Below are 21486 nucleotides of genomic sequence, written 5' to 3'. Positions count from 1 at the left end.
CTCGTTTTCTATCTTCTATTATACCAAAAAACTGACCTCTCTCCTCATCTGTACAAAATATTCTAAAATCCATCGTCCTCTCTTGACGCTATTTTTTCAAAGCAGTATAATAGCACTTATTGAAATTTTCAGTAAAGGAAAATACCATGTTTACAAAATTAAAACATACCTTTATCGGTCGTCCTCTTAAGTCCTTAACAGAAGGAGAGGGAGGTCTGCTGGGAAAAATGCAGGCCTTGGCCATGTTGTCAAGCGACGCTCTATCTTCCATTGCCTATGGGCCTGAGCAAGTAGTCCTCGTCTTGGCTAGTCTCTCTCCTCTTGCGATATGGTGGAGCCTTCCTATCGGCCTCTTTGTCCTCCTGCTCCTAGCTAGCCTGACCGTCTCCTACCGTCAAATCATCCATGCCTACCCTCAAGGGGGAGGGGCCTATATGGTTACTCGAGAAAATCTATCTCCCGAACTTGGCTTAATCGCTGGAGGTAGTCTGCTAGTCGACTACATGCTGACCGTAGCGGTATCTGTTTCATCTGGAGCTGACGCTATCACAGCGGCTCTCCCTGCTCTACACCCTTACAACCTCCACATCTCCATTTTTCTGGTTTGCTTGCTCATGCTCTTGAACTTACGGGGATTAAAAGAATCTGCCAGTTCACTAATGATTCCTGTCTATCTCTTTATCATCAGCACTGTCTTTCTCTTGCTCTATGGAATCTTTCAACTAGTGACAGGTTCTCTCAGCTATCAGGCAACTTCTCCTATCGGGCATGCTGTACCAAGTCTGTCTATCGTTCTCATTCTAAGAGCCTTTACCAGTGGTTCTGCCTCTCTGACAGGGGTCGAAGCTATTTCAAATGCCGTTCCCTTTTTCAAGGCTCCAAAAGAAAAGAATGCCGCTCAAACCTTGACCATCATGTCACTGATTTTAGGTTTTCTTTTTGCTGGTATCACCTTCCTAAACTACTGGATGGGGATTCTGCCTCAACACGGAGAAACGATTCTTTCACAGATGGCTCAAGGCATCCTTGGTAATTCCTTCATAGGCCACCTTGGGTATTATCTCTTCCAATTCTCCACAGCCTTGATTTTGGCCGTAGCTGCAAATACTGGCTTTTCGGCCTTCCCTATGCTGGCTTACAATATGGCTAAAAACAAATACATGCCCCATCTCTTTATGGAAAAAGGAGATCGCCTAGGTTACTCTAATGGAATTTTAACTCTGGCTTTTGGGGCTATGATTCTTCTTCTCATTTTTAATGGCAATACCGAACGTTTGATTCCCCTTTATACTATCGGGGTCTTCGTGCCCTTTGCCCTTTCTCAGACTGGGATGATTCGTCATTGGAAAAAAGAAAAAGGGGCAAATTTCTTAAAACCTGCCCTTGCCAATATCCTTGGAGCCATCATTTGCTACGCGATTGTACTAATCTTGCTCTTTTTCCGTCTCAGTGATATCTGGCCTTTCTTCCCGATTATTCTCGTACTCACCCTACTCTTCTTAGCCATTCACAGTCATTACCAAAAAGTAGCCCAACAACTGCGTCTCTATGAAGGTATCGAAAAACGTACCTACGATGGCAATCTGGTTCTAGTCCTAGTAGGAAATGTCACCCGAGTCAGCGTCGGAGCCATTAACTACGCTCAAAGTATCGGTGACGAAGTCCTAGCCATGCATATTTCTACCAAGGAAACAGCAGAAAAAGACCAAGAGATTCTCCAAGAATTTGCCGATTACTTCCCAACCATCACTCTGAAAAATATCAAGACCAGCTATCGCGACATCATCACGCCTACTGTCAAGTATGTCAAACGGATTTCCGAGGAAGCTCAGAAAAAGAACTATACAGTCACTGTTCTCGTTCCCCAGTTTATCCCCAATAAACCTTGGCAAAATATCCTGCACAATCAGATGAGTCTCAAACTCAAATACGCCCTTCGTTGGCACCAAGACGTCGTTGTCGCTAGCTACTCATATCACTTAAAAGAATAAAGAAAAGGCCCTACCAGAACCAAGAAGCATCTGGTAGGACCTTTTTTCTGAATCCAGTCACTAGGCTTATACTCTTCGAAAATCTCTTCAAACCACGTCAGCTTCACCTTGCCGTAGGTATGGTTACTGACTTCGTCAGTTCTATCCACAACCTCAAAACACTGTTTTGAACAGCCTGCGGTTTGCTTTTTGATTTTCATTGAGTATTAACTGAAAAGCATGACTAGGAATATTATTGAATGTGGTTAGCTAAATCTTCCTGAGCTTTTTTATTTGACTCAGCTTTTTCTTTTAGCCATTTTTCATAAAGTTCTTGGTACTGTTTAGCAGTTACTGGCTCTTTTTGCAATTCAACATATTTGTAGTTGTCCGCATTTCCTTTATGACCAACGAATGAGAATGGTCCTGTAAACGGTACAGTCTTACGGAAGATTGGGTTGGCTCCACCACTTTGAACTGGTAGGAAGAGGGCGCTATCTGTCAACCAAGCTTGGGCTTCAGCATATTTTTCATAGCGGGCTTGAGTATCTGTGATTTCCGCATCAGCCTGATCCAAGAGTTTCTTGTAGTCAGCAAGACCAATCTTGTCCTTGACTTCCTTGTCTTTTCCTTCAGACAAGCCCATGTTTTTCAACTGAGAACCTGTCTCTGGATCAAGAATAGCTAGGTAAGTCTTAGGATCTGAGTAATCTCCACCCCATCCTGAGATGTCGATATCGTAGTCTTTTTGTTCTGCTGTATCTGCAAAGTAGGTTGCTTTGTCTTTTTCATCTGGAGATAGTTGGATAACATCGATGACCACATTCTCCTTACCAAGGGTTTCTTCCACTGTTTGTTTGAAAGAACCGGCCTGTTGCACATCTAACTTAGCAGTCTGGTCAACTGGCATATCCAAATGAATTGGGAAGGTTACTCCCTGAGCTTGCAGACTTTCTTTGGCCTTCTCAAACTTCTCTTTGGCCTTTTCAGGATTCAAGAAGGCTTGCTTACCATCGTTTAGGTTGATATTTGCCCAATCTTTACCGTAGTTGACAATTTTCTCATTAACAATATCACCAAAGTTCTTATCACCAACTTGGACAAAGTTACTTGGTGTTACTGTATTACGCAAGATACGGTCTGCTCCATCTTCGCCATTTGTCTGTGCTGCATAAGCATGACGGTCAAAGGCAAAGTTGATAGCTTGACGGAAATCTTTATTTTGCATAGCTACGCGTGAATCTGTCTTTTCCTTATCAGACTGTTTCATAGTTTGCTTGTAGCTTTGACGATTAACGTTGAAAAGATAATAGAAAGTAACTGAGTTTTGTGGTGTGTAGGTAATCTTGTCCTCATTCCCCTTCTTGAGTTCAGCAAATACTGAACTTGTTGGGAAGATACGACCATCAGTATAGTTACCATCCAAGAAACCTCTTGCAATGCTGTCTTGGTCAGAACCATCAAAGAAAGAAAGTTTCACTTTCTCAATTTTGACATTGTCCTTATCCCAGTAGTTAGGGTTTTTATCAAACTCAATCAAAGATTTTGATGTGAAGGACTTAAACAAGTAAGGACCATTTGACAAGATACTTGATGGTGTCACACTTCCAAAGTCATCTCCCTTAGACTTCAAGAAAGCTTCATTTACAGGACTAAGAATACTTGCTGTTGTTTTAGAGTTCCAATAAGTCTCCGGTTGGTTGAGGGTGTATTGTAGCGTGTAATCATCCACCGCCTTAACACCAACAGTTCCAAAATCAGATGATTTCCCTTCAACATAATCTGCTAGCCCCTTGATAGAGTCTTGTACCAAGTACAAGTTTTCAGCCTTTTTATCAGCCGCATACTTAAGACCAGTCACAAAGTCATGAGCTGTTACATCCGCATACTCTTCTCCTTCAGAAGTGTACCATTTAGCTCCCTGACGGATTTTATAAGTGTAGGTCAAACCATCTTTTGACACTGTCCATGACTCAGCCATAGAGGGAATGAGATTGCCATACTGGTCATTTTCCAACAACCCATCAATCAAGTTGGTTGTGATACTAGATGTAGAATCTCGTGTAGAGGTAATATAATCCAAGGTATCTGGGTTATTGACAAAGATATAAGAGTAAGTCTTGTCTGCATTACTTGATTGGGAAGACCCACATGCCGCTAGAGCTAGACCTGCTGTCAAAGCCATAGCTCCAAAAAGCATAACTTTTGATTTCTTCATGATTATTCTCCATTTTTTACTATATGTGAAATATTATACACTATTTGAGCAAAAATATAAAGCCTTTTTAACTTTTTTACAAAAATAAAAATCAGTAGACTCGAGTTCCTACTGATTTTTGATATGGTTCGTTTGGATTATGCAGCCAAAACTTTGCGTCCTTTACGACGACGAGCTGCCAATACGCGACGACCGTTTTTAGTTGACATACGGTTACGGAATCCGTGTTTGCGCGCACGACGAAGTTTACTTGGTTGATAAGTACGTTTCACGATGAATACCTCCTCATAGATTTTGTATTCGTTTAGCCGGCTATAAAGTGATCAGTTACTAAACATACTTTACTATTCTATCTGATTCTTTTACTTTTGTCAATAGCTCAAGGCAAATGTTTCCAGCTTTTTCGAATGTAAGCCCTATCTACGATACTGTTTCAAGAAACGAGTCATCTTTTCTTGGATTTGGGCCAGTTCATCAACACGAGGAAGATAAACGATACGGAAGTGGTCTGGTTCCTGCCAGTTAAAGCCTCGACCATGAACCAAGAGAACCTTTTCCTGTTTCAAGAAATTAAGGACAAACTGTTCATCATCATCGATACGGTACATATTGCGGTCGATTTTCGGGAAGATATAGAGTCCAGCCTTAGGTTTAACTGCAGACAAACCAGGAATATCTTGAATGGCATTGTAAATGAAATTTCTTTGCTCGTAAATTCGTCCACCAGGAAGGAGCAATTCATCGACTGACTGATGACCACCCAAGGAAGTTTGTACGACTTGTTGGGCCAAAACGTTAGAGCAAAGGCGCATATTGGACAGCATATTGAGCCCTTCAATATAGCCTTTGACATGTGTCTTAGGTCCAGACAAGACCATCCAACCCACACGGAAACCAGCAATACGGTGAGATTTTGATAGACCATTCATGCTAACACAGAAGACATCTGGTGCCAAGCTCGCCACAGGCGTATGCACATGTCCATCCATAACCATGCGGTCATAGATTTCATCCGCAAAGATAATCAAATCGTTTTGACGGGCAATCTCAATAATCTCCAACAAGAGTTCCTTAGGATAAAGGGCTCCAGTTGGGTTATTTGGATTGATAAGGACGATCGCCTTGGTATTGGAAGTGATTTTTGACTTGATATCGTCAATATCTGGGTACCATTCTGCAGCTTCATCACAGATATAGTGAACAGCATTTCCCCCAGCTAGGCTGACAGCGGCTGTCCAGAGAGGATAGTCTGGCATTGGCACCAAGACCTCGTCTCCATTGTCCAAAAGTCCCTGCATGGACATGACAATCAGCTCACTGACACCATTTCCAAGGTAAATATCATCAATATCTACGTTTGGAAATTTCTTCAATTGGCAATACTGCATGATGGCCTTACGGGCTGAGAAAATCCCTTTGGAATCAGAGTAACCCTCACTATCACGCGCATTCATAATCAAGTCATGAATGACCTCGTCTGGCGCTGTAAAGCCAAATTCTGCTGGATTTCCTGTATTCAGACGTAAAATCTTTTCGCCGTTTGCTCGCATCCGCATGGCTTCTTCCAAAACAGGACCACGGATATCATAAGCAACATGCTCTAACTTACTAGACTTGTTATATTCTTTCATCTTGTTTCCTCAATTCATCAGGATAGTAACATTATACCACTAGAAAGAGAATGCGACAAGTTTACTGAAATGGGTTACTAAGTTCGTATAGAAGAAAAACCTCGCTAAAAGCGAGGTCAAGACAGGGGAGATAGCAGGTATTTTGCCAAAGAAAGATCACATACCAAAAGATAAACCTAGAAAAAGCAAGCCTAGAAAGGAATCATAGAGAAGATTGAACATGAGGAAAAGCCCCCATATCATCATGTAATCCCAACGCCCACTTCGTTTAGCGACTAGGAATAATACCAAATGGTAAAGTAAATGAAAGACTAAAAAACCAATAAAACCTGGATAGAGAAGCGGTACCAGACTCTCTAATTGCCAGACCATGATAACTTCTAGCAAGACTGACACTAGGATAATTCCATAATAAAGGAAATTTGAATTTTTTGTTTCTTGAAAAGAGTGCTTCATCATTCTCCCTCCCTTCACTTCTTTCCTGCTATCCTTTCTTTTATTTTATCATATATTTATATAGATTTTAATCGCTAATATTCTTTTGGAAAATACTTTTTTTACTTTACTTCTATAGTGAAAAGGTTTACAATTATAGTAAGAAAATTTCAGGAGGTTTCATTATGGCACAACGTTACCAAAATATCATGGTCGCAATCGATGGTTCTAAAGAAGCGGACTTGGCTTTTGTCAAGGGAGTTCATTCTGCTCTACGAAACGACGCTAAACTCACCATCGCACATGTCATTGACACACGCGCTCTCCAAAGCGTATCCACCTTTGATGCTGAAGTTTACGAAGAACTCCAAGTCGACGCTGAAAGTCTGATGAAAGAGTACGAAAAACGTGCTAAAGATGCTGGTGTGGCAGATGTTCACATCGTCATTGAAATGGGAAATCCAAAGACCCTACTGGCACGTACTATTCCCGATGCTGAGGAAGTGGACCTCATCCTTGTTGGCGCAACTGGTCTCAACGCCTTTGAACGCCTCTTGGTCGGCTCTTCATCTGAATACATCCTCCGCCATGCTAAGGTTGATTTGCTGGTTGTGAGAGAACAAGAAAAAACCCTATAGTCACGAAGAAAAGGAGCTCAGCGCTCCTTTTTGTTTACTATTTATACTCTTCGAAAATCAAATTCAAACCACGTCAACGTCGCCTTGCCGTATATATATGTTACTGACTTCGTCAGTTCTATCTACAACCTCAAAACAGTGTTTTGAGCTGACTTCGTCAGTTCTATCTACAACCTCAAAGCAATGCTTTGAGCAGCCTGCGGCTAGTTTCCTAGTTTGCTCTTTGATTTTCATTGAGTATTATTTCTCTCTTTATGGCGTTCATAAGCCTTGAGCTGGCGCTGGCAGTTCCTTTTTAATAGCAGGTTCTGGAGCATATTTTTCTTCCCAATCATCTGGTTTTAAGATTTTATGGGTCACTGGATCAAAATGAGCCTTGCCATCTGGAAAAATTTTCCCCATATTGGCCTGATGAACAATATCAAAAATACGTTCTGGATCCACCCCCATCAAGACAAAACTACCGTAGGTAAAGTAAAGCGTGTCGATCAGGGCATCTACCTGACCTATCAAATCTTGCTGAGCAGGCGTCTTCTTAGCCACTTTATCGGCCGCCTTATCAAGAGCTTGATGAAGTTGCGATAGAGCTCGACCAAAGTCCTCTTCAGAAGGACTGGCAGCTCTAACAAATTCCACCAATTCTTCTATTTTAAAGCCAGCCCTGTGGGTTGCACCTTCTAAATCCCAAGCTCGTGGTTCTTCTTGGGTTCGTTCATCCATCATGTGGTGGAAGGTCTTGACCTTATTGAAATGATAGTCACGGCTGACAAAGACTTTTTCTGAAGCTAGAACACCAAAATGTTCCAGGGCCTTGTGGATTCCGTCTTGCTGATTACTAGTGGTAATGTGCTTAGCAACTTCCTTGACACTGCTACTACCATTTCCCATAGCGACCGACATACCAACACCTGCAAGCATTTCAAGGTCGTTATCTGAATCACCAAAGGCCATGACTTGGTTGAGATCAAAACCATATTCTTTCCCGACTCGGCGTATGCCTTCCAACTTAGAGTTTCCTTGATTGATAACATCCGCTGCAAAAGGATTGCTACGTGTCAATTTCAAGTCTTCAAAATCAGCTGCTGCCTTCTCAGATTCTTCTGGCGTCATCAGCATCAAAACTTGGTAGATAGGCTGATTCATCAGATCAAGCAGGTCTTCTTCCTTTTGGGGAACAACCTTGCTGACCATACGATTAAAGGAATGACTCACTGTCCGAGTTAAAACTGAGGGAACGAAGCGACTGATTCGTTGGGAAAAAGAACCCAGACCAAAAGACATGATTTTGGAACCCAACATGGCATCCTTGGTCCCTAGAGCAATCTCCTTGCCCTCTTTTTTAGCATAACTGATTAACTGGCGCAAATGTAACTTGGAAATTGGGCTCGTGAACAAGACTCTGTCTTTAGTAAAGATATACTGGCCATTGTAGGTTACCGCAAAGTCCAGATCCAAATCGTCCATCAATTCCTTAACAAAAAAAGGTCCTCGTCCTGTCGCTACACCGACAAGCACCCCTTGTTCTTTGACAATCTTAATCGCGTCCTTAGTGGATTTCAAAACACTCTTGTGATCGTTGACCAAGGTTCCATCGATATCAAAAAAAACAGCTTTGACTTCCATCCTATCCCAATCTCCCCTTTTGTGATACAATGATTATACCACATTTCAGAAAGAGTGAGTAAATCATGCCTAAGAAAATCCTTGTTTTACATACGGGTGGAACTATTTCCATGCAGGCCGATGCTTCTGGCGCTGTTGTGACGAGTTCAGATAATCCCATGAACCATGTGTCCAACCCACTTGAAGGAATCCAAGTCCACGCCTTAGACTTTTTTAACCTGCCAAGCCCCCATATCAAACCCAAGCATATGCTAGCCCTCTACCAGAAAATTAAAGAGGAAGCTGCTAACTACGATGGAGTGGTAATCACACACGGGACCGATACTTTAGAGGAAACAGCCTATTTCCTTGATACCATGGAAGTTCCCCATATGCCTATCGTTCTAACAGGGGCCATGCGTAGCTCTAACGAACTCGGCAGCGACGGTGTTTATAACTATCTGAGTGCTTTACGGGTGGCTAGCGATGACAGGGCTGCTGACAAAGGGGTTTTGGTTGTTATGAACGATGAAATTCATGCTGCCAAGTATGTTACCAAAACGCATACGACCAACGTCGGCACCTTCCAGACCCCAACACATGGGCCACTTGGTCTGATTACGAAGCGGGAAATCCTCTACTTCAAAACAGCTGAACCTCGTGTTCGCTTTGACCTTGATCACATACAAGGCTTAGTCCCTATCATCTCGGCTTATGCAGGTATGACAGATGAGCTGATTGATATGCTGGATTTGGAACAATTGGACGGCTTGATTATCCAAGCCTTCGGAGCTGGTAATATTCCCAAAGAAACGGCTCAAAAATTAGAAAACCTTCTGCAAAAAGGAATCCCAGTCGCCCTGGTATCACGATGCTTTAACGGTATAGCGGAACCTGTTTATGCCTACCAAGGTGGGGGCGTGCAGTTGCAAAAATCTGGTGTCTTCTTTGTTAAAGAACTCAATGCCCAAAAAGCTCGCTTGAAACTCCTCATTGCCCTCAATGCCGGACTAACAGGGCAGGCTTTGAAAGACTATATGGAAGGCTAAGTCTCTTCTCCAGAAAGCAAAATCAGGAAATCTTCACGATTCCCTGATTTTTTCTATTTACGTTTTCGTGTTGAACGACGTTCTGTCAAACCATGAGGTAAGAGAACTTCACGTTCTTCCAACTCTTCCTTGTGCATAATCTTAGTCAACATACGCATACTAATAGCACCAAGGTCATAGAGAGGTTGGGCAATAGTTGTCAAGTTTGGACGGGTAAAGCGTGAGACTTGCGAATCATCACTAGTAATGATTTCAAATTCTTCTGGTACTGACACACCGTGATCAGCCAAACCATTCAAGACACCTGCTGCCAATTCATCACCTGTTACAACTGCTGCAGTTGCATTTGATGAAATCAAGCGTTCTGCTAAGGCATAACCATCTTCATAAGTGTACTTAGACTCAAATACCAATCCTTCGCTATAAGAAATACCTGCTTTTTTCAAGGCTTCCTTGTATCCAACCAAACGAACCTTACCATTGATGTCATCCACTAGTGGACCGCTAACGAAAGCAATGCGCTCATTTTCTTTAGCAAGGTAGGTTACTGCATCAATCGTTGCTTGTTTGTAGTCAATATTGACACTTGGAAGCTGATGTTCTACATCCACAGTTCCTGCAAGAACAACTGGTGTCCGAGAGCGAGAAAACTCTGAACGAATTTTTTCAGTCAAGTGATATCCCATAAAGATGATACCATCCACTTGCTTAGAAAACAGGGTATTGACAACTGAAACTTCCTTGTCATCGTCCTCATCACTATTAGCAAGGACGATATTGTACTTGTACATTTCAGCGATATCATCAATCCCTTTAGCAAGCGTTGAGAAATAGCCATTGGTAATATTTGGGATCACGACACCGACAGTAGTTGTCTTTTTACTTGCAAGACCACGCGCCACTGCATTTGGACGGTAATCTAAACGGTCAATCACCTCAAGCACTTTTTTTCGAGTATTCTCTTTTACATTCTTATTGCCATTGACTACACGGCTAACTGTCGCCATTGAAACTCCTGCTTCACGGGCGACATCATAAATCGTTACTGTATCGTCTGTATTCATTCCATTTCCTTTCTATATCATACCTCACGAGACTCCAAAAAAGAGACGGTATGAAAATTTCGTTTTCATGCTTCTACTTATTCCATTTTATCACTATTTGTAAACACTTTCAAGCTTTTTTTGAAGATTATTTGAAAAAATTTCATAGAAAGCTATGTTTATGAAGAAAAAATCGCCTTTTCTTGATTTTTAATCCTATTTGCTGTATGATAAGGGAAAGAAAGGGGGTAGAAATATGGCTTTTACCAATACCCACATGCGATCGGCTAGTTTTGGCATTGTTACCAGCTTGCCTGATGACGTTATTGACTCTTTTTGGTATATCATCGACCACTTCTTAAAAAATGTCTTTGAATTGGAAGAAGAACTTGAGTTTCAATTGCTCAATAACCAAGGAAAAATTACCTTCCACTTCTCAAGTCAACACCTCCCTACAGCCATTGATTTTGATTTTAACCATCCCTTTGACCCTCTTTATCCCCCGAGAGTCCTGGTTTTAGATATGGACGGTAGAGAAACTATCCTCCTCCCAGAAGAAAATGACCTATTTTAAAAACTCTAGCCTTCAGTTACAAGCGACTGAAAACTAGAGTTTTTTCTATTGTTTCAAAGCATTATACAAGTTGCGGATCGGTTGCTTTAATGTCGGATGGATAAAATGAGGCGCAATTTCTTGTAGAGACTCAAGAACAAAAAGGCGTTCCGCTATGTAAGGATGGGGCAAAATAAGGTCATCTGTATAAAGGACCTGGTCCTCCACAAAGAGCAAGTCCAAATCAATCAAACGAGGCCCCCAATGTACTTCTCTCACCCGTCCCATCTCTGACTCAATGGCTAACAAGTTCTCTAATAGAACTTGGGCGGGCAACCAGGTTTCAACCTCAACCACTTGATTAGCAAAGCTATCTTGCTCCACACCACCCCAAGGCTCCGTCGCTAAGACACTGGACTCTTTGAGAATATGGATACCTCGATTTCGCATTTTCTCAATGGCTTGTTTCAAGTTTGCTTGTTTATCTCCCATATTGCTTCCTAGGGCGATAAAGGCCCGTTGCTTGCGACGATGAATGGTTACCGAGCAAGTATCTAGCGGCAAATGCACTGGCGCCCAAGGTTTTTTCAGTTCTAGCTTAATTTCTTGGACAAGAGGATAAGCATCAAAGGTACGTTCTACTAGTTTGTAAGCTACCGTTTCAATCAAGTCCTCAGTGGTTTCCTGAAACCAAGTCGTCCACTGCTGACACAATTCTCCATAATGGACAGAAGCCGTTAAATCCAAGTCTGTAGCCGCCTTGGTAATATCATAGGATAGGATTGCGGAAATAACAAACTTCTGCCCCAATTCCTTCTCACTAGGAAAAAGACCATGATAGGCAAAAATTTCCAAATCCTTAATCTGCAGTTGATCCATAATGATTCCTTTCTAGAAAAATCCGCCCAAAGCGGATTCTTTTATAGTCCCATTAAACGATAAGCCTGATCTCGGAGGTCCTTATCTGTTTCGAACAAACCACGAGCTACTGTCGTCAAGGTTGCAGTACCTGGTTTTCTGACACCACGCATACTCATACACATATGTTCCGCCTCAATGACAACAAAGGCTCCTTTAGCACCCAGATACTCCATCAAGGCATCGGCCACTTCGATATTCAAACGCTCTTGAATTTGTGGTTTCTTAGAATAAACTTCAACCGTACGGGCTAGCTTAGACAAACCTGCCACACGGCCATCTGGAATGTAGGCAATATGCGCTTTCCCATAAAATGGTAAGAAGTGGTGTTCACACATGGTATGGAAAAAAGATATCCTTTTCTACCACCATATTATCGTCGATAATCTCAAAGGATTTTGACAAATGTTCCTCCGCTGTTTGACCAAGACCTGAAAAAATCTCTTGGTACATACGAGCCACACGAGCAGGTGTTTCCTGCAAGCCCTCGCGATTAGCGTCCTCTCCTACAGCCTCGATAATCATTTTTACAGCTGCTTCAATCTTTTGTGTATCCATTCTCGTTTTTCCTCTCCATCAGATAGGCTCTCACTTGGCTCAAGAAATACAAAGAACCTGTGACAATCCTAACTGTTTGTTTCTCTTCTTTTTTATCTGTCAATTTCTGCTCTAGAAAATCCTGCCAACCTTGGTAGCTGAGATTTCTAGACTTGGCTGCCTCTTTCAGCACATTTTCATCAGTCGCCCGACTATCGTCAAAATGTGTCAGGGTAAGCTCGGTATCTGGCATGGCCCCCAGCAAGTCCAACATATCCTCCAAGGCCTTGGTTTTGATACAAGTAAAGAGGATTTCCTTACGATAATCCGCAAAGCGTTCTTGCAAGGTTGCTAATAAAGCCTTGATAGCATGGGGATTGTGGGCTCCATCCAAAATCATCAAGGGTTCTCTTGACACTACCTCCAGACGCCCCGGCCATCTTGTTTCTTCCAGAGCTTGAGCAAGCAAGGTATTAGCTGGTAGCTCTCGACCATCTTCTTGACAAAAATTATCAAGTAAAGCTATGGCCATCCCAGCATTCTCTATCTGGTGCAAGCCAAGCAGGCCAGTCTGGAAGCGACCTTGCCTGACAACACTTGTATAGTCAAAGACTTCACCCGTTACCACACTCTTTTGATGGCTGATCTGATAATCTGCCCCGTAGGCAAGTCTCGGCGCATTTTTATCTTCCGCAATGCGGTCAATCACAGCCAAAGCTTCTGGAGCAATACGCCCTGTTACCAAGGGAATCCCTTGTTTGATAATACCAGCTTTCTGCTCTGCTATGGCCTCCAAAGTGTCACCAAGTAGGGCTACATGATCCAATCCAATAGTCGTAATTCCTGTCAAAATGGGCTGGCAAACATTGGTACTATCCAAAAGTCCACCCATGCCCACTTCCATGATAGCCACATCTACTTGCTCTAAGGCAAAGTAGTCATAGGCTATGGCTGTGATAATCTCAAACTCAGTTGTGCCCTGTAAATTAGCGGCCGCTTCTCCCTCCAACAAAGACTGATAGTCTGCCATGAGGGCTTCTAGTCTAGCCTCTGGGATAGATTCCCCATTGATGCTAATCTGATCTGTATAATGAATGAGATAGGGCGAGCTAAACACGCCAACTCTCAGCCCTAGCTTTTCTAGCATCTTTTTCAAAAAAGTAATGGTCGAACCCTTGCCATTGGTCCCTCCGATATGGATAACCTTGAGTTTGAGATGGGGATTTCCACGCAAAGCTAATAGTTCCACCATGCGTTCCAAGCCAAAATGCGGTTGGTCCGTCCGGTAGTTGGCAATCCACTGATTGTTTTGAATTTCTTTCATCTTATTTATATTGTTTTAAATCTAGATTTTCCGCTTCATCAGCCAGACGGATAGCGGAGGCAATTTCAACTGCCATCTTGTGACTAGATACGTCATGCACGCGCACCACTTCTACACCCTGTCTCGCAGCGATACTAGTTACATGAGCCGAAGCTGTGTCCCGATTGCGGAAACCATGTTCTGTCTCAGGATCGACTTCAAAGCCATTTTCTTCAAGAATATTGATGACAAATCGCTTGCGCGACACTCCAAGAAAGATTGGATACCCCTTCTGATGTAGTGTATCCAAGTCCCGTAAAAGAAGCAGATTTTCTTTCTTGGTCAGACCAAAGCCGATTCCTGGATCCAGCAGGATGTTTTCTTGTGCAATTCCAGCTTGATTTGCTCTCGCTAGTGCTCGTTCAAAGAAAGTCTCCATCAACTCTTCGATTGGCAATTTTTCAAAGTCAGCTAACTCTTTTTCTGTAAAAGCTTGACCAAAGCCAAAATGAGGGAAGATGAGCGCGCTAGGGTGCTGAGGTCGCGCCATAACTGGATTAAACATAATGACTACTTTCGCTCCAGCCTTAGCAACCACATGAGCCATTTTCTCATCACCCATAAGACCAGTGATATCATTGACTAGATTGGCACCAGCAGCCAAAGCAGCCTCTGCCACCTGACTTTTCCAAGTATCAATGGAAATGAGGACATTACTTTCCTTGCGAATCGCTTTAATCACTGGAACAACACGCTGGATTTCCTCTTCTATCTCAACATAGCTACTTCCCGGCCGAGGCCGAGTCGATTCTCCGCCGATATCGATCATACTAGCCCCTTCTGCTATCAATTTACGAGCCTGCTGGAGTGCCTGCTCAAGAGCAAAAAATTGACCACCGTCCGAAAAGGAGTCTGGGGTTACATTAATAATTCCGCAAATAGATGTCTTTGAATGATTGGCTTTACTTGACATATCGGTCACTCCCTCAAGGTTTTTCATCATATTATTTCTCTATTTTACCATAAAAAGAAAAAGATGGACACGATTGCATTCATCTTTTTCCCAGTAGAAACAAGTAAGCAATTGTCAAAAATCTTAAACAGAAATCCCTAATGTCCGACTCATGATCACCACAAGAGCCAATAAACAGAAGGCTACCCCATTAACAATCATGTGAAGCAAGATAGACATTTCCAAACGTTGGGTTTTGTAAGCCGTCCAAGATAGAACAATCGACATACCTCCATAAATCAATAAAGAAGGTAAATTACTTGGTTGATGCAATAAAGCAAACACAATCGTACCGACTACAAATCCCAAGTTCTCTTTTCCTCGGAAAATCTTTTTAGGAATAATCCCACGGCACAAGATTTCCTCACAAATCGGAGCAAGCAAGGCCAGTAAGAAGAAACTGGAAATCAGAGAACTATTCTGAACCATATCGTTAATCTGAGACTGGTTACTTGTTGTCGTCTCATTTGACAGTTGTAACAAGATAGAACCAAGTATATTTGACCCGATAATAACTAAATAACTCAAGCCCAAACGTGCCAAATCCTTCGCTCTAAAAAAAGAAAAATTAAAACTTGCTAATTGCGTTTTACGAGCTCCAAAAATAAATAGTGCCAAAACTACAATCGAAATACCAGCAACTATCAGTCCTGACTGCAACAGTGGTACTGCATTTAAAGTTAAAATAGCAGTAACCCCTATAGGAATCTGATATAAAATTGTCGCCAGCAAAAAGATTAACAGCCAACCTGCACGATTCAATAATTCTTTCCACATATTTTTCTCTTTCATCACCCATCTCCTTTATATTAAAAAAGGGGGAAAATCCCCCTGGGTTATCCTATTATAAGGCCATACTGATGTAGTTAAGGATAAACAAGGCATCCAAAATCCAAATCATGACATGAACATCTTTAGCTTGACCTTTAACAAGCTTAGTCAAAGTGTAAGTCAAGAAACCAACTGCAATCCCTTGAGTGATAGAGTAGCTGAATCCCATAAAGATAGATGTGAAGAAAGCAGGAACCGCTTCAGACATATCATCCCAATGGATATTTTTCAAGCTAGCCAACATCATAATCCCAACGATAATCAAGATTGGAGCTGTAGCGGCTGTTGGTACAATCGCTAGAAGTGGGCTAAAGAAGCTTGAGATCGCAAAACAGATTGCCACGACCAAGGCTGTCAAACCAGTACGTCCACCTGCACCGATACCAGCAGCAGACTCGACATAAGTCGTTACGTTCGAAGTACCAGCGATGGCACCAATTGAAGTACCAATCAAGTCAGAGTAAAGAGCCTTATCCAACTTAGCTGATTGGTGGTTTTCACCATTTGTCGCTACGATACCAACTTTTTCACCTGTACCGATCAAGGTACCAATTGTATCAAAAATATCTGTCAATGAGAAGGCAAGAATAGCCATCAGAGTTTCAGGCAAGCGAGCTGTATCTGAAATCAAAGCTCCCAAACCTTCTGAACCAAGAGCTGCACCAAAGACTGTCTTCAAATCTTCAAAGGCTGCACCAACATGGTTATTAGCAAAATCGATGCTTGACAAATCTACCAAACCAACTGCAATAGCAAGAACAGTTGTTGTCAAGATAGAGAGAATAATTCCCCCTTTAATTCCTTTGATAACAAAGAAGATAGTAATGGCAAGTCCTGCAAGAGCCACCAAAACAGCTGGATTATTAAAGCTGACCAATCCTGGAACTGCTGAAGAGTTTGCTGCAATCGTTGCTTGAGCTTTGTCAGCCCCTTCTCCTACAACAGTATAGTTGCCTGGATCAATCGTAAATTTCAAAAGTCCAGCATTCTTAATCCCCACGTAGGCAAGAAAGACACCGATACCAGCTGAAATTGCTGAGCGAAGGGCATTTGGAATCGATTCAATGATCATTTTACGAACATTTGTCAAGGTAATAATCAATGAGATAAGCCCACAGATGAAGACCATAGCCAAGGCTTCTTGCCAAGAATACCCGAGCCCAAATACAACTGTAAAGGTAAAGAAGGCATTGAGTCCCATACCTGGCGCTTGGGCATAAGGTAAGTTAGCGTAGAAGGCCATCATCAGGGTACCAGCAACTGCACCGATAATCGTTGCGAGGAATACACCCTGAGCAGGCATTCCTGTTTGCGAAAGAATTTGTGGGTTTACAAAGAGAATATAACTCATTGCAAAGAAAGTTGTTAAACCAGCGAGAACCTCTGTACGAACGTCTGTACCGTTCTCTTTTAGTTTAAATAATTTGTCCATTATTAATCTCCTTTTAATTTTTACGAACAATAATAGAATTATATCATTTATCATTCACTTTTTCAATATCTTTGTTTGATTTATTTAAGAAATTGATCCAATTTCATTTTTTGTTTGGAATCTGCTTTTCTGCCTGCTTTCTGTTATAATAGAAGACATCTTATCTGAAAAGACACTAGAAAGGTCCATATGACGAAAAAAATTATTGCAGTTGACCTGGATGGAACCCTGCTCAACTCAGACAGTCAAATTTCTGACTTTACCAAAGAAACCATTAAAAAAGTTGCTGAAAAAGGGCATCAGGTTATTATTACGACAGGTCGCCCCTACCGTATGTCAAAAGATTTCTACCGCGAGCTAGGATTAGACACTCCTATGATTAACTTCAACGGCTCCCTTACTCATTTACCAGATCAGGTTTGGGACTTTGAAAAGTGTTTGACCGTAGACAAAAAATATCTTTTAGACATGGTTCAACGTTCAGAGGACATTCAAGCCGATTTTATCGCTGGAGAATATCGTAAAAAATTCTACATTACAAATCCTAATGAAGAAATTGCCAATCCCAAACTATTTGGTGTGGAAGCTTTCCAGCCTGAAGATCAATTCCAGCCTGAGTTGGTAACCAAGGATCCTAACTGTATTCTGTTACAGACCAGAGCTAGTGACAAGTATGCCTTGGCAAAAGAAATGAATGCCTTCTATCAGCATCAACTGTCCATCAATACCTGGGGAGGTCCGCTCAATATCCTTGAGTGTACCCCAAAAGGTGTCAATAAGGCCTTTGCTTTGGACTACTTGCTCAAGGTAATGAACCGTGACAAAAAGGATTTGATTGCTTTTGGAGATGAGCACAATGATACCGAAATGCTCGCTTTTGCTGGGAAAGGTTATGCAATGAAAAATGCCAATCCTGATCTACTCCCCTATGCGGATGAGCAAATCGCCCTGACCAATGACCAAGACGGTGTTGCCAAAACCCTGCAAGACTTATTCTTATAGTCCATTCTGACCAGCTTGCGAGCTGGTCTTTGTGCTCTTTTCACAGTCTCATCAACCGGTTAATCGATTGTTCTACTTTTTGCATCCAAAACCTTGGAAAAGGCTTTCTTTTGTGATATACTTCACATATAAATACAAGAGAGCTCGTCACACTCGACTCTGTTGACACAAAATCAATCCAGTCCTGTTGTCCCTGTTCTCGGCCAATATCAAGGAGGATAGCTATGAAAGCTGTTGTTGTAAATCCAGAAAGCACTGGTGTTGCTGTTGAAGAAAAAGTACTCCGTCCACTTGAAACTGGGGAAGCACTTGTAGAAATTGAATACTGTGGTGTTTGCCACACTGACCTCCACGTTGCCCATGGTGACTTCGGTCAGGTACCAGGACGTGTCCTAGGTCACGAAGGTGTTGGTATCGTTAAAGAAATTGCACCAGATGTGAAAAGCCTTAAAGTCGGCGACCGCGTCAGCGTTGCTTGGTTCTTTGAAGGATGTGGTACTTGCGAATACTGTACAACTGGCCGTGAAACTCTTTGCCGTACAGTAAAAAATGCCGGCTACTCAGTAGACGGTGGTATGGCTGAACAATGTATCGTAACTGCAGACTATGCTGTTAAAGTTCCTGACGGACTTGATCCAGCCCAAGCTTCTTCTATCACATGTGCTGGCGTAACAACCTATAAAGCTATCAAAGAAGCCAAAGTTGAACCAGGTCAATGGGTTGTTCTTTACGGTGCTGGTGGACTTGGAAACCTCGCTGTTCAATATGCTAAAAAAGTATTCAATGCTCATGTTATCGCAGTTGATATCAACAATGACAAACTTGCCCTTGCAAAAGAAGTAGGCGCTGACATTGTTATTAACGGCCTCGAAGTTGAAGATGTACCTGGACTTATCAAGGAAAAAACTGATGGAGGTGCTCACTCAGCTGTCGTAACTGCTGTATCTAAAGTTGCCTTCAACCAGGCTGTTGACTCCGTTCGTGCTGGTGGTCGCGTTGTCGCTGTCGGCCTTCCTTCTGAAATGATGGAACTCAGCATCGTGAAAACAGTTTTAGATGGAATCCAAGTCATCGGTTCTCTTGTAGGAACTCGTAAAGACTTGGAAGAAGCCTTCCAATTCGGTGCAGAAGGTTTGGTAGTTCCAATTGTTCAAAAACGTCCAGTAGAAGATGCCGTAGCCATTTTCGACGAAATGGAAAAAGGTCAAATCCAAGGACGTATGGTACTCGACTTCACCCACTAATCTAATAGAAATCTATTTTAAAAGTTGGAATGCGCTTCCAACTTTTTTATATTAAATTTTTAAATAAGGATTCAAAAAAACTTCTCTAAAACTCAATATATCAATATTTTCAGATGTAATCTTTTTAATTATTTTATGATAAATAGTTGATTTTTAGATGAAAACGGTTTATACTTAAAAAGTCTTAAAGTTTTCTTAAACGAAAACTAAAACAAAAAAGGAGGAATGACAATAATGAGTATCGGAATCATTATTGCGAGCCACGGCGAATTTGCTGCGGGTATTCATCAGTCAGGATCTATGATCTTTGGTGAACAAGAAAAGGTTCAAGTTGTAACCTTTATGCCAAATGAAGGTCCTGATGATCTATACGATAAGTTTAATAACGCTGTTGCTGCATTTGACGCAGAGGATGAGGTTCTAGTTTTGGCTGACCTTTGGAGTGGATCTCCATTTAACCAAGCTAGTCGCGTGATGGGAGAAAATCCTGAGCGTAAGTTTGCCATCATCACAGGACTGAACTTACCGATGTTAATTCAAGCCTACACAGAGCGCCTCATGGACGCTGCTGCAGGTGTAGAAAAAGTCGCTGCGAATATCATTAAAGAAGCCAAAGATGGCATCAAAGCTCTTCCAGAAGAGCTAAACCCAGTTGAGGAAGTAGCAAGCGCTGCAGCTGCTCCAGTTGCCCAAGCTGCTATTCCAGAAGGAACTGTCATCGGAGACGGTAAACTCAAAATCAACCTTGCCCGTCTAGACACTCGTTTACTTCACGGTCAGGTTGCAACTGCTTGGACTCCAGATTCAAAAGCAGACCGTATCATCGTTGCTTCAGATAACGTAGCTAAAGACGAATTACGTAAAGAATTGATTAAACAAGCAGCTCCAGGTAAAGTGAAAGCAAATGTTGTTCCTATCCAAAAACTAATCGACGTTGCAAAAGATCCTCGCTTCGGAGGAACACATGCCCTTATCTTGTTTGAAACACCTCAAGATGCCCTTCGTGCTATCGAAGGTGGCGTGCCAATCAAAACTCTTAATGTTGGATCAATGGCTCACTCAACTGGTAAAACAATGGTTAACAACGTTTTGTCTATGGATAAAGAAGACGTTGCTACATTTGAAAAAATGCGTGACCTTGGTGTTGAATTTGATGTACGTAAAGTACCAAACGACACCAAAAAAGATTTGTTTGACTTGATCAACAAAGCAAACGTGCAATAATCGATTTTATGAAAGGATTTTAAAGATGTCTATTATTTCTATGGTTTTAGTAGTCGTTGTAGCCTTCCTAGCAGGTCTTGAAGGTATCCTCGACCAGTTCCAATTCCATCAACCAATCGTAGCTTGTACCCTTATCGGTCTTGTTACTGGTAACCTTGAAGCAGGGATTATCCTTGGTGGTTCTCTTCAAATGATCGCCCTTGGTTGGGCTAACATCGGAGCTGCCGTAGCTCCTGACGCTGCTCTTGCTTCTGTTGCTGCTGCCATTATCATGGTTCTTGGTGGCGACTTTACTAAGACAGGTATCGGTGTTGCCCAAGCGGTTGCTATCCCTCTTGCAGTTGCTGGTCTATTCTTGACTATGATTGTCCGTACACTCTCTGTCGGATTGGTTCACACTGCTGATGCTTCTGCTAAAAAAGGTGACTTCAAAGCAGTTGAGCGTGCTCACTTTATCGCACTTCTTCTTCAAGGTCTTCGTATTGCAGTCCCTGCAGCACTCCTTCTAATGGTACCAACTGAAACAGTACAAAGCATTCTAAATGCTATGCCTGATTGGCTCAAAGATGGTATGGCTATCGGTGGTGGTATGGTCGTTGCCGTTGGTTACGCTATGGTTATCAACATGATGGCAACTCGTGAAGTATGGCCATTCTTCGCTATCGGTTTCGTGCTTGCTGCCGTGTCAGATATTACTCTAATCGGATTTGGTGCTATCGGTGTTGCTATCGCTCTTATCTACCTTCACCTTTCTAAAACTGGTGGAAATGGTGGCGGAGGAGCCGCAACTTCTAACGACCCAATCGGCGATATCCTAGAAGACTACTAAGATAAGAAAGGACTG

The 21486-nt window shown here is 42.2% G+C and carries 18 protein-coding genes and 2 pseudogenes; 8 read left to right on the top strand and 12 right to left on the bottom strand.

All coding sequences use genetic code 11. From position 1 onward, the window contains the following. Positions 1 to 146 precede the first annotated feature (146 nt). Positions 147 to 1991, top strand: coding sequence for an APC family permease (locus tag JQ841_RS09190; protein ID WP_203180732.1), 1845 nt, complete (start codon positions 147 to 149; stop codon positions 1989 to 1991). Between the two features lie 232 nt (positions 1992 to 2223). Here the strand turns inward: JQ841_RS09190 and JQ841_RS09185 are convergent, their stop codons facing one another. The 4 genes from JQ841_RS09185 to JQ841_RS09170 all read right to left on the bottom strand — a co-directional run bounded on the left by JQ841_RS09185 (position 2224) and on the right by JQ841_RS09170 (position 6278). Further along, positions 2224 to 4188 carry a peptide ABC transporter substrate-binding protein gene (locus tag JQ841_RS09185; protein ID WP_203180731.1) on the bottom strand — a complete coding sequence of 655 codons (1965 nt, stop codon included), beginning with the start codon at positions 4186 to 4188 and terminating at the stop codon, positions 2224 to 2226. Between the two features lie 137 nt (positions 4189 to 4325). Next, positions 4326 to 4460, bottom strand: coding sequence for a 50S ribosomal protein L34 (gene rpmH / locus JQ841_RS09180; protein ID WP_000831905.1), 135 nt, complete (start codon positions 4458 to 4460; stop codon positions 4326 to 4328). Positions 4461 to 4604: 144 nt separating this feature from the next. Then, the gene (locus tag JQ841_RS09175; protein ID WP_000666457.1) at positions 4605 to 5819 is read right to left on the bottom strand and encodes a pyridoxal phosphate-dependent aminotransferase; all 1215 of its coding nucleotides are present in this window, start codon (positions 5817 to 5819) and stop codon (positions 4605 to 4607) included. A 156-nt stretch (positions 5820 to 5975) separates the two neighbouring features. Then, the gene (locus tag JQ841_RS09170; protein ID WP_203180730.1) at positions 5976 to 6278 is read right to left on the bottom strand and encodes a hypothetical protein; all 303 of its coding nucleotides are present in this window, start codon (positions 6276 to 6278) and stop codon (positions 5976 to 5978) included. A gap of 161 nt (positions 6279 to 6439) precedes the next feature. Between JQ841_RS09170 and JQ841_RS09165 the strand changes: the two genes are divergently transcribed. After that, complete coding sequence (locus tag JQ841_RS09165) at positions 6440 to 6892, top strand: universal stress protein (RefSeq protein WP_000079148.1); 453 nt, start codon at positions 6440 to 6442, stop codon at positions 6890 to 6892. 230 nt (positions 6893 to 7122) lie between these two features. Here JQ841_RS09165 and JQ841_RS09160 read toward each other — a convergent pair. Beyond that, positions 7123 to 8515 (bottom strand): annotated as a pseudogene (locus tag JQ841_RS09160) (Cof-type HAD-IIB family hydrolase). 65 nt (positions 8516 to 8580) lie between these two features. Between JQ841_RS09160 and JQ841_RS09155 the strand changes: the two are divergent. Next, complete coding sequence (locus JQ841_RS09155; protein ID WP_020903075.1) at positions 8581 to 9543, top strand: asparaginase; 963 nt, start codon at positions 8581 to 8583, stop codon at positions 9541 to 9543. Positions 9544 to 9596: 53 nt separating this feature from the next. Here the strand turns inward: JQ841_RS09155 and ccpA are convergent, their stop codons facing one another. Continuing rightward, positions 9597 to 10607: a catabolite control protein A gene (gene ccpA, locus JQ841_RS09150; protein WP_078352827.1), complete on the bottom strand. Its 1011-nt coding sequence runs from the start codon at positions 10605 to 10607 to the stop codon at positions 9597 to 9599. A 235-nt stretch (positions 10608 to 10842) separates the two neighbouring features. On the opposite strand from ccpA, the gene JQ841_RS09145 reads away from it, so the two are divergent. Continuing rightward, positions 10843 to 11160 (top strand): DUF960 domain-containing protein, encoded by a 318-nt coding sequence (locus tag JQ841_RS09145; protein ID WP_000886035.1) that lies wholly within the window; start codon positions 10843 to 10845, stop codon positions 11158 to 11160. 45 nt (positions 11161 to 11205) lie between these two features. Here the strand turns inward: JQ841_RS09145 and folK are convergent, their stop codons facing one another. The 6 genes and pseudogenes from folK to JQ841_RS09115 form a co-directional block, all read right to left on the bottom strand. Beyond that, on the bottom strand, positions 11206 to 12018 hold the full coding sequence (folK, locus tag JQ841_RS09140; RefSeq protein WP_203180729.1) for a 2-amino-4-hydroxy-6-hydroxymethyldihydropteridine diphosphokinase: 813 nt from the start codon (positions 12016 to 12018) through the stop codon (positions 11206 to 11208). A gap of 41 nt (positions 12019 to 12059) precedes the next feature. Next, positions 12060 to 12615, bottom strand: a pseudogene (gene folE / locus JQ841_RS09135) (GTP cyclohydrolase I FolE). Continuing rightward, a complete protein-coding gene (locus JQ841_RS09130) occupies positions 12596 to 13918 on the bottom strand; it encodes a bifunctional folylpolyglutamate synthase/dihydrofolate synthase (protein ID WP_203180728.1) in 1323 nt (440 codons plus the stop codon). Before JQ841_RS09130 ends, folE begins: the two are co-directional and overlap by 20 nt. Position 13919: 1 nt before the next feature. Then, the gene (gene folP / locus JQ841_RS09125; RefSeq protein WP_203180727.1) at positions 13920 to 14900 is read right to left on the bottom strand and encodes a dihydropteroate synthase; all 981 of its coding nucleotides are present in this window, start codon (positions 14898 to 14900) and stop codon (positions 13920 to 13922) included. 93 nt (positions 14901 to 14993) lie between these two features. Continuing rightward, on the bottom strand, positions 14994 to 15701 hold the full coding sequence (locus tag JQ841_RS09120) for a CPBP family intramembrane glutamic endopeptidase (protein ID WP_023947032.1): 708 nt from the start codon (positions 15699 to 15701) through the stop codon (positions 14994 to 14996). A 52-nt stretch (positions 15702 to 15753) separates the two neighbouring features. After that, positions 15754 to 17172, bottom strand: a complete 1419-nt coding sequence (locus JQ841_RS09115; RefSeq protein ID WP_203180726.1) for an NCS2 family permease — start codon at positions 17170 to 17172, stop codon at positions 15754 to 15756. 189 nt (positions 17173 to 17361) lie between these two features. Between JQ841_RS09115 and JQ841_RS09110 the strand changes: the two genes are divergently transcribed. The 4 genes from JQ841_RS09110 (at position 17362) to JQ841_RS09095 (ending at position 21471) form a co-directional block, all read left to right on the top strand. Next, positions 17362 to 18174 carry a Cof-type HAD-IIB family hydrolase gene (locus JQ841_RS09110; protein WP_203180725.1) on the top strand — a complete coding sequence of 271 codons (813 nt, stop codon included), beginning with the start codon at positions 17362 to 17364 and terminating at the stop codon, positions 18172 to 18174. Positions 18175 to 18398: 224 nt separating this feature from the next. Next, positions 18399 to 19418 carry an alcohol dehydrogenase AdhP gene (gene adhP / locus JQ841_RS09105; protein ID WP_138021993.1) on the top strand — a complete coding sequence of 340 codons (1020 nt, stop codon included), beginning with the start codon at positions 18399 to 18401 and terminating at the stop codon, positions 19416 to 19418. Positions 19419 to 19652: 234 nt separating this feature from the next. Continuing rightward, positions 19653 to 20642 carry a PTS sugar transporter subunit IIB gene (locus tag JQ841_RS09100; protein WP_203180778.1) on the top strand — a complete coding sequence of 330 codons (990 nt, stop codon included), beginning with the start codon at positions 19653 to 19655 and terminating at the stop codon, positions 20640 to 20642. A 25-nt stretch (positions 20643 to 20667) separates the two neighbouring features. Next, a complete protein-coding gene (locus JQ841_RS09095) occupies positions 20668 to 21471 on the top strand; it encodes a PTS mannose/fructose/sorbose transporter subunit IIC (protein WP_049487299.1) in 804 nt (267 codons plus the stop codon). Positions 21472 to 21486 lie beyond the last annotated feature (15 nt).

The sequence above is a fragment of the Streptococcus mitis genome (assembly GCF_905187535.1).
GTDB lineage: Bacteria > Bacillota > Bacilli > Lactobacillales > Streptococcaceae > Streptococcus > Streptococcus mitis_BS.
Note: the sequence above shows the minus strand (reverse complement) of the source record. Positions and strands in the feature narration are given on the sequence as shown.

Coding starts and splice junctions, on each gene's coding strand:
- JQ841_RS09190 (WP_203180732.1), top strand. CDS start 147: ATGTTTACAAAATTAAAACATACCTTTATCGGTCGTCCTCTTAAGTCC.
- JQ841_RS09185 (WP_203180731.1), bottom strand. CDS start 4,188: ATGAAGAAATCAAAAGTTATGCTTTTTGGAGCTATGGCTTTGACAGCA.
- JQ841_RS09175 (WP_000666457.1), bottom strand. CDS start 5,819: ATGAAAGAATATAACAAGTCTAGTAAGTTAGAGCATGTTGCTTATGAT.
- JQ841_RS09170 (WP_203180730.1), bottom strand. CDS start 6,278: ATGATGAAGCACTCTTTTCAAGAAACAAAAAATTCAAATTTCCTTTAT.
- JQ841_RS09165 (WP_000079148.1), top strand. CDS start 6,440: ATGGCACAACGTTACCAAAATATCATGGTCGCAATCGATGGTTCTAAA.
- JQ841_RS09155 (WP_020903075.1), top strand. CDS start 8,581: ATGCCTAAGAAAATCCTTGTTTTACATACGGGTGGAACTATTTCCATG.
- ccpA (WP_078352827.1), bottom strand. CDS start 10,607: ATGAATACAGACGATACAGTAACGATTTATGATGTCGCCCGTGAAGCA.
- JQ841_RS09145 (WP_000886035.1), top strand. CDS start 10,843: ATGGCTTTTACCAATACCCACATGCGATCGGCTAGTTTTGGCATTGTT.
- folK (WP_203180729.1), bottom strand. CDS start 12,018: ATGGATCAACTGCAGATTAAGGATTTGGAAATTTTTGCCTATCATGGT.
- JQ841_RS09130 (WP_203180728.1), bottom strand. CDS start 13,918: ATGAAAGAAATTCAAAACAATCAGTGGATTGCCAACTACCGGACGGAC.
- folP (WP_203180727.1), bottom strand. CDS start 14,900: ATGATGAAAAACCTTGAGGGAGTGACCGATATGTCAAGTAAAGCCAAT.
- JQ841_RS09120 (WP_023947032.1), bottom strand. CDS start 15,701: ATGAAAGAGAAAAATATGTGGAAAGAATTATTGAATCGTGCAGGTTGG.
- JQ841_RS09115 (WP_203180726.1), bottom strand. CDS start 17,172: ATGGACAAATTATTTAAACTAAAAGAGAACGGTACAGACGTTCGTACA.
- JQ841_RS09110 (WP_203180725.1), top strand. CDS start 17,362: ATGACGAAAAAAATTATTGCAGTTGACCTGGATGGAACCCTGCTCAAC.
- adhP (WP_138021993.1), top strand. CDS start 18,399: ATGAAAGCTGTTGTTGTAAATCCAGAAAGCACTGGTGTTGCTGTTGAA.
- JQ841_RS09100 (WP_203180778.1), top strand. CDS start 19,653: ATGAGTATCGGAATCATTATTGCGAGCCACGGCGAATTTGCTGCGGGT.
- JQ841_RS09095 (WP_049487299.1), top strand. CDS start 20,668: ATGTCTATTATTTCTATGGTTTTAGTAGTCGTTGTAGCCTTCCTAGCA.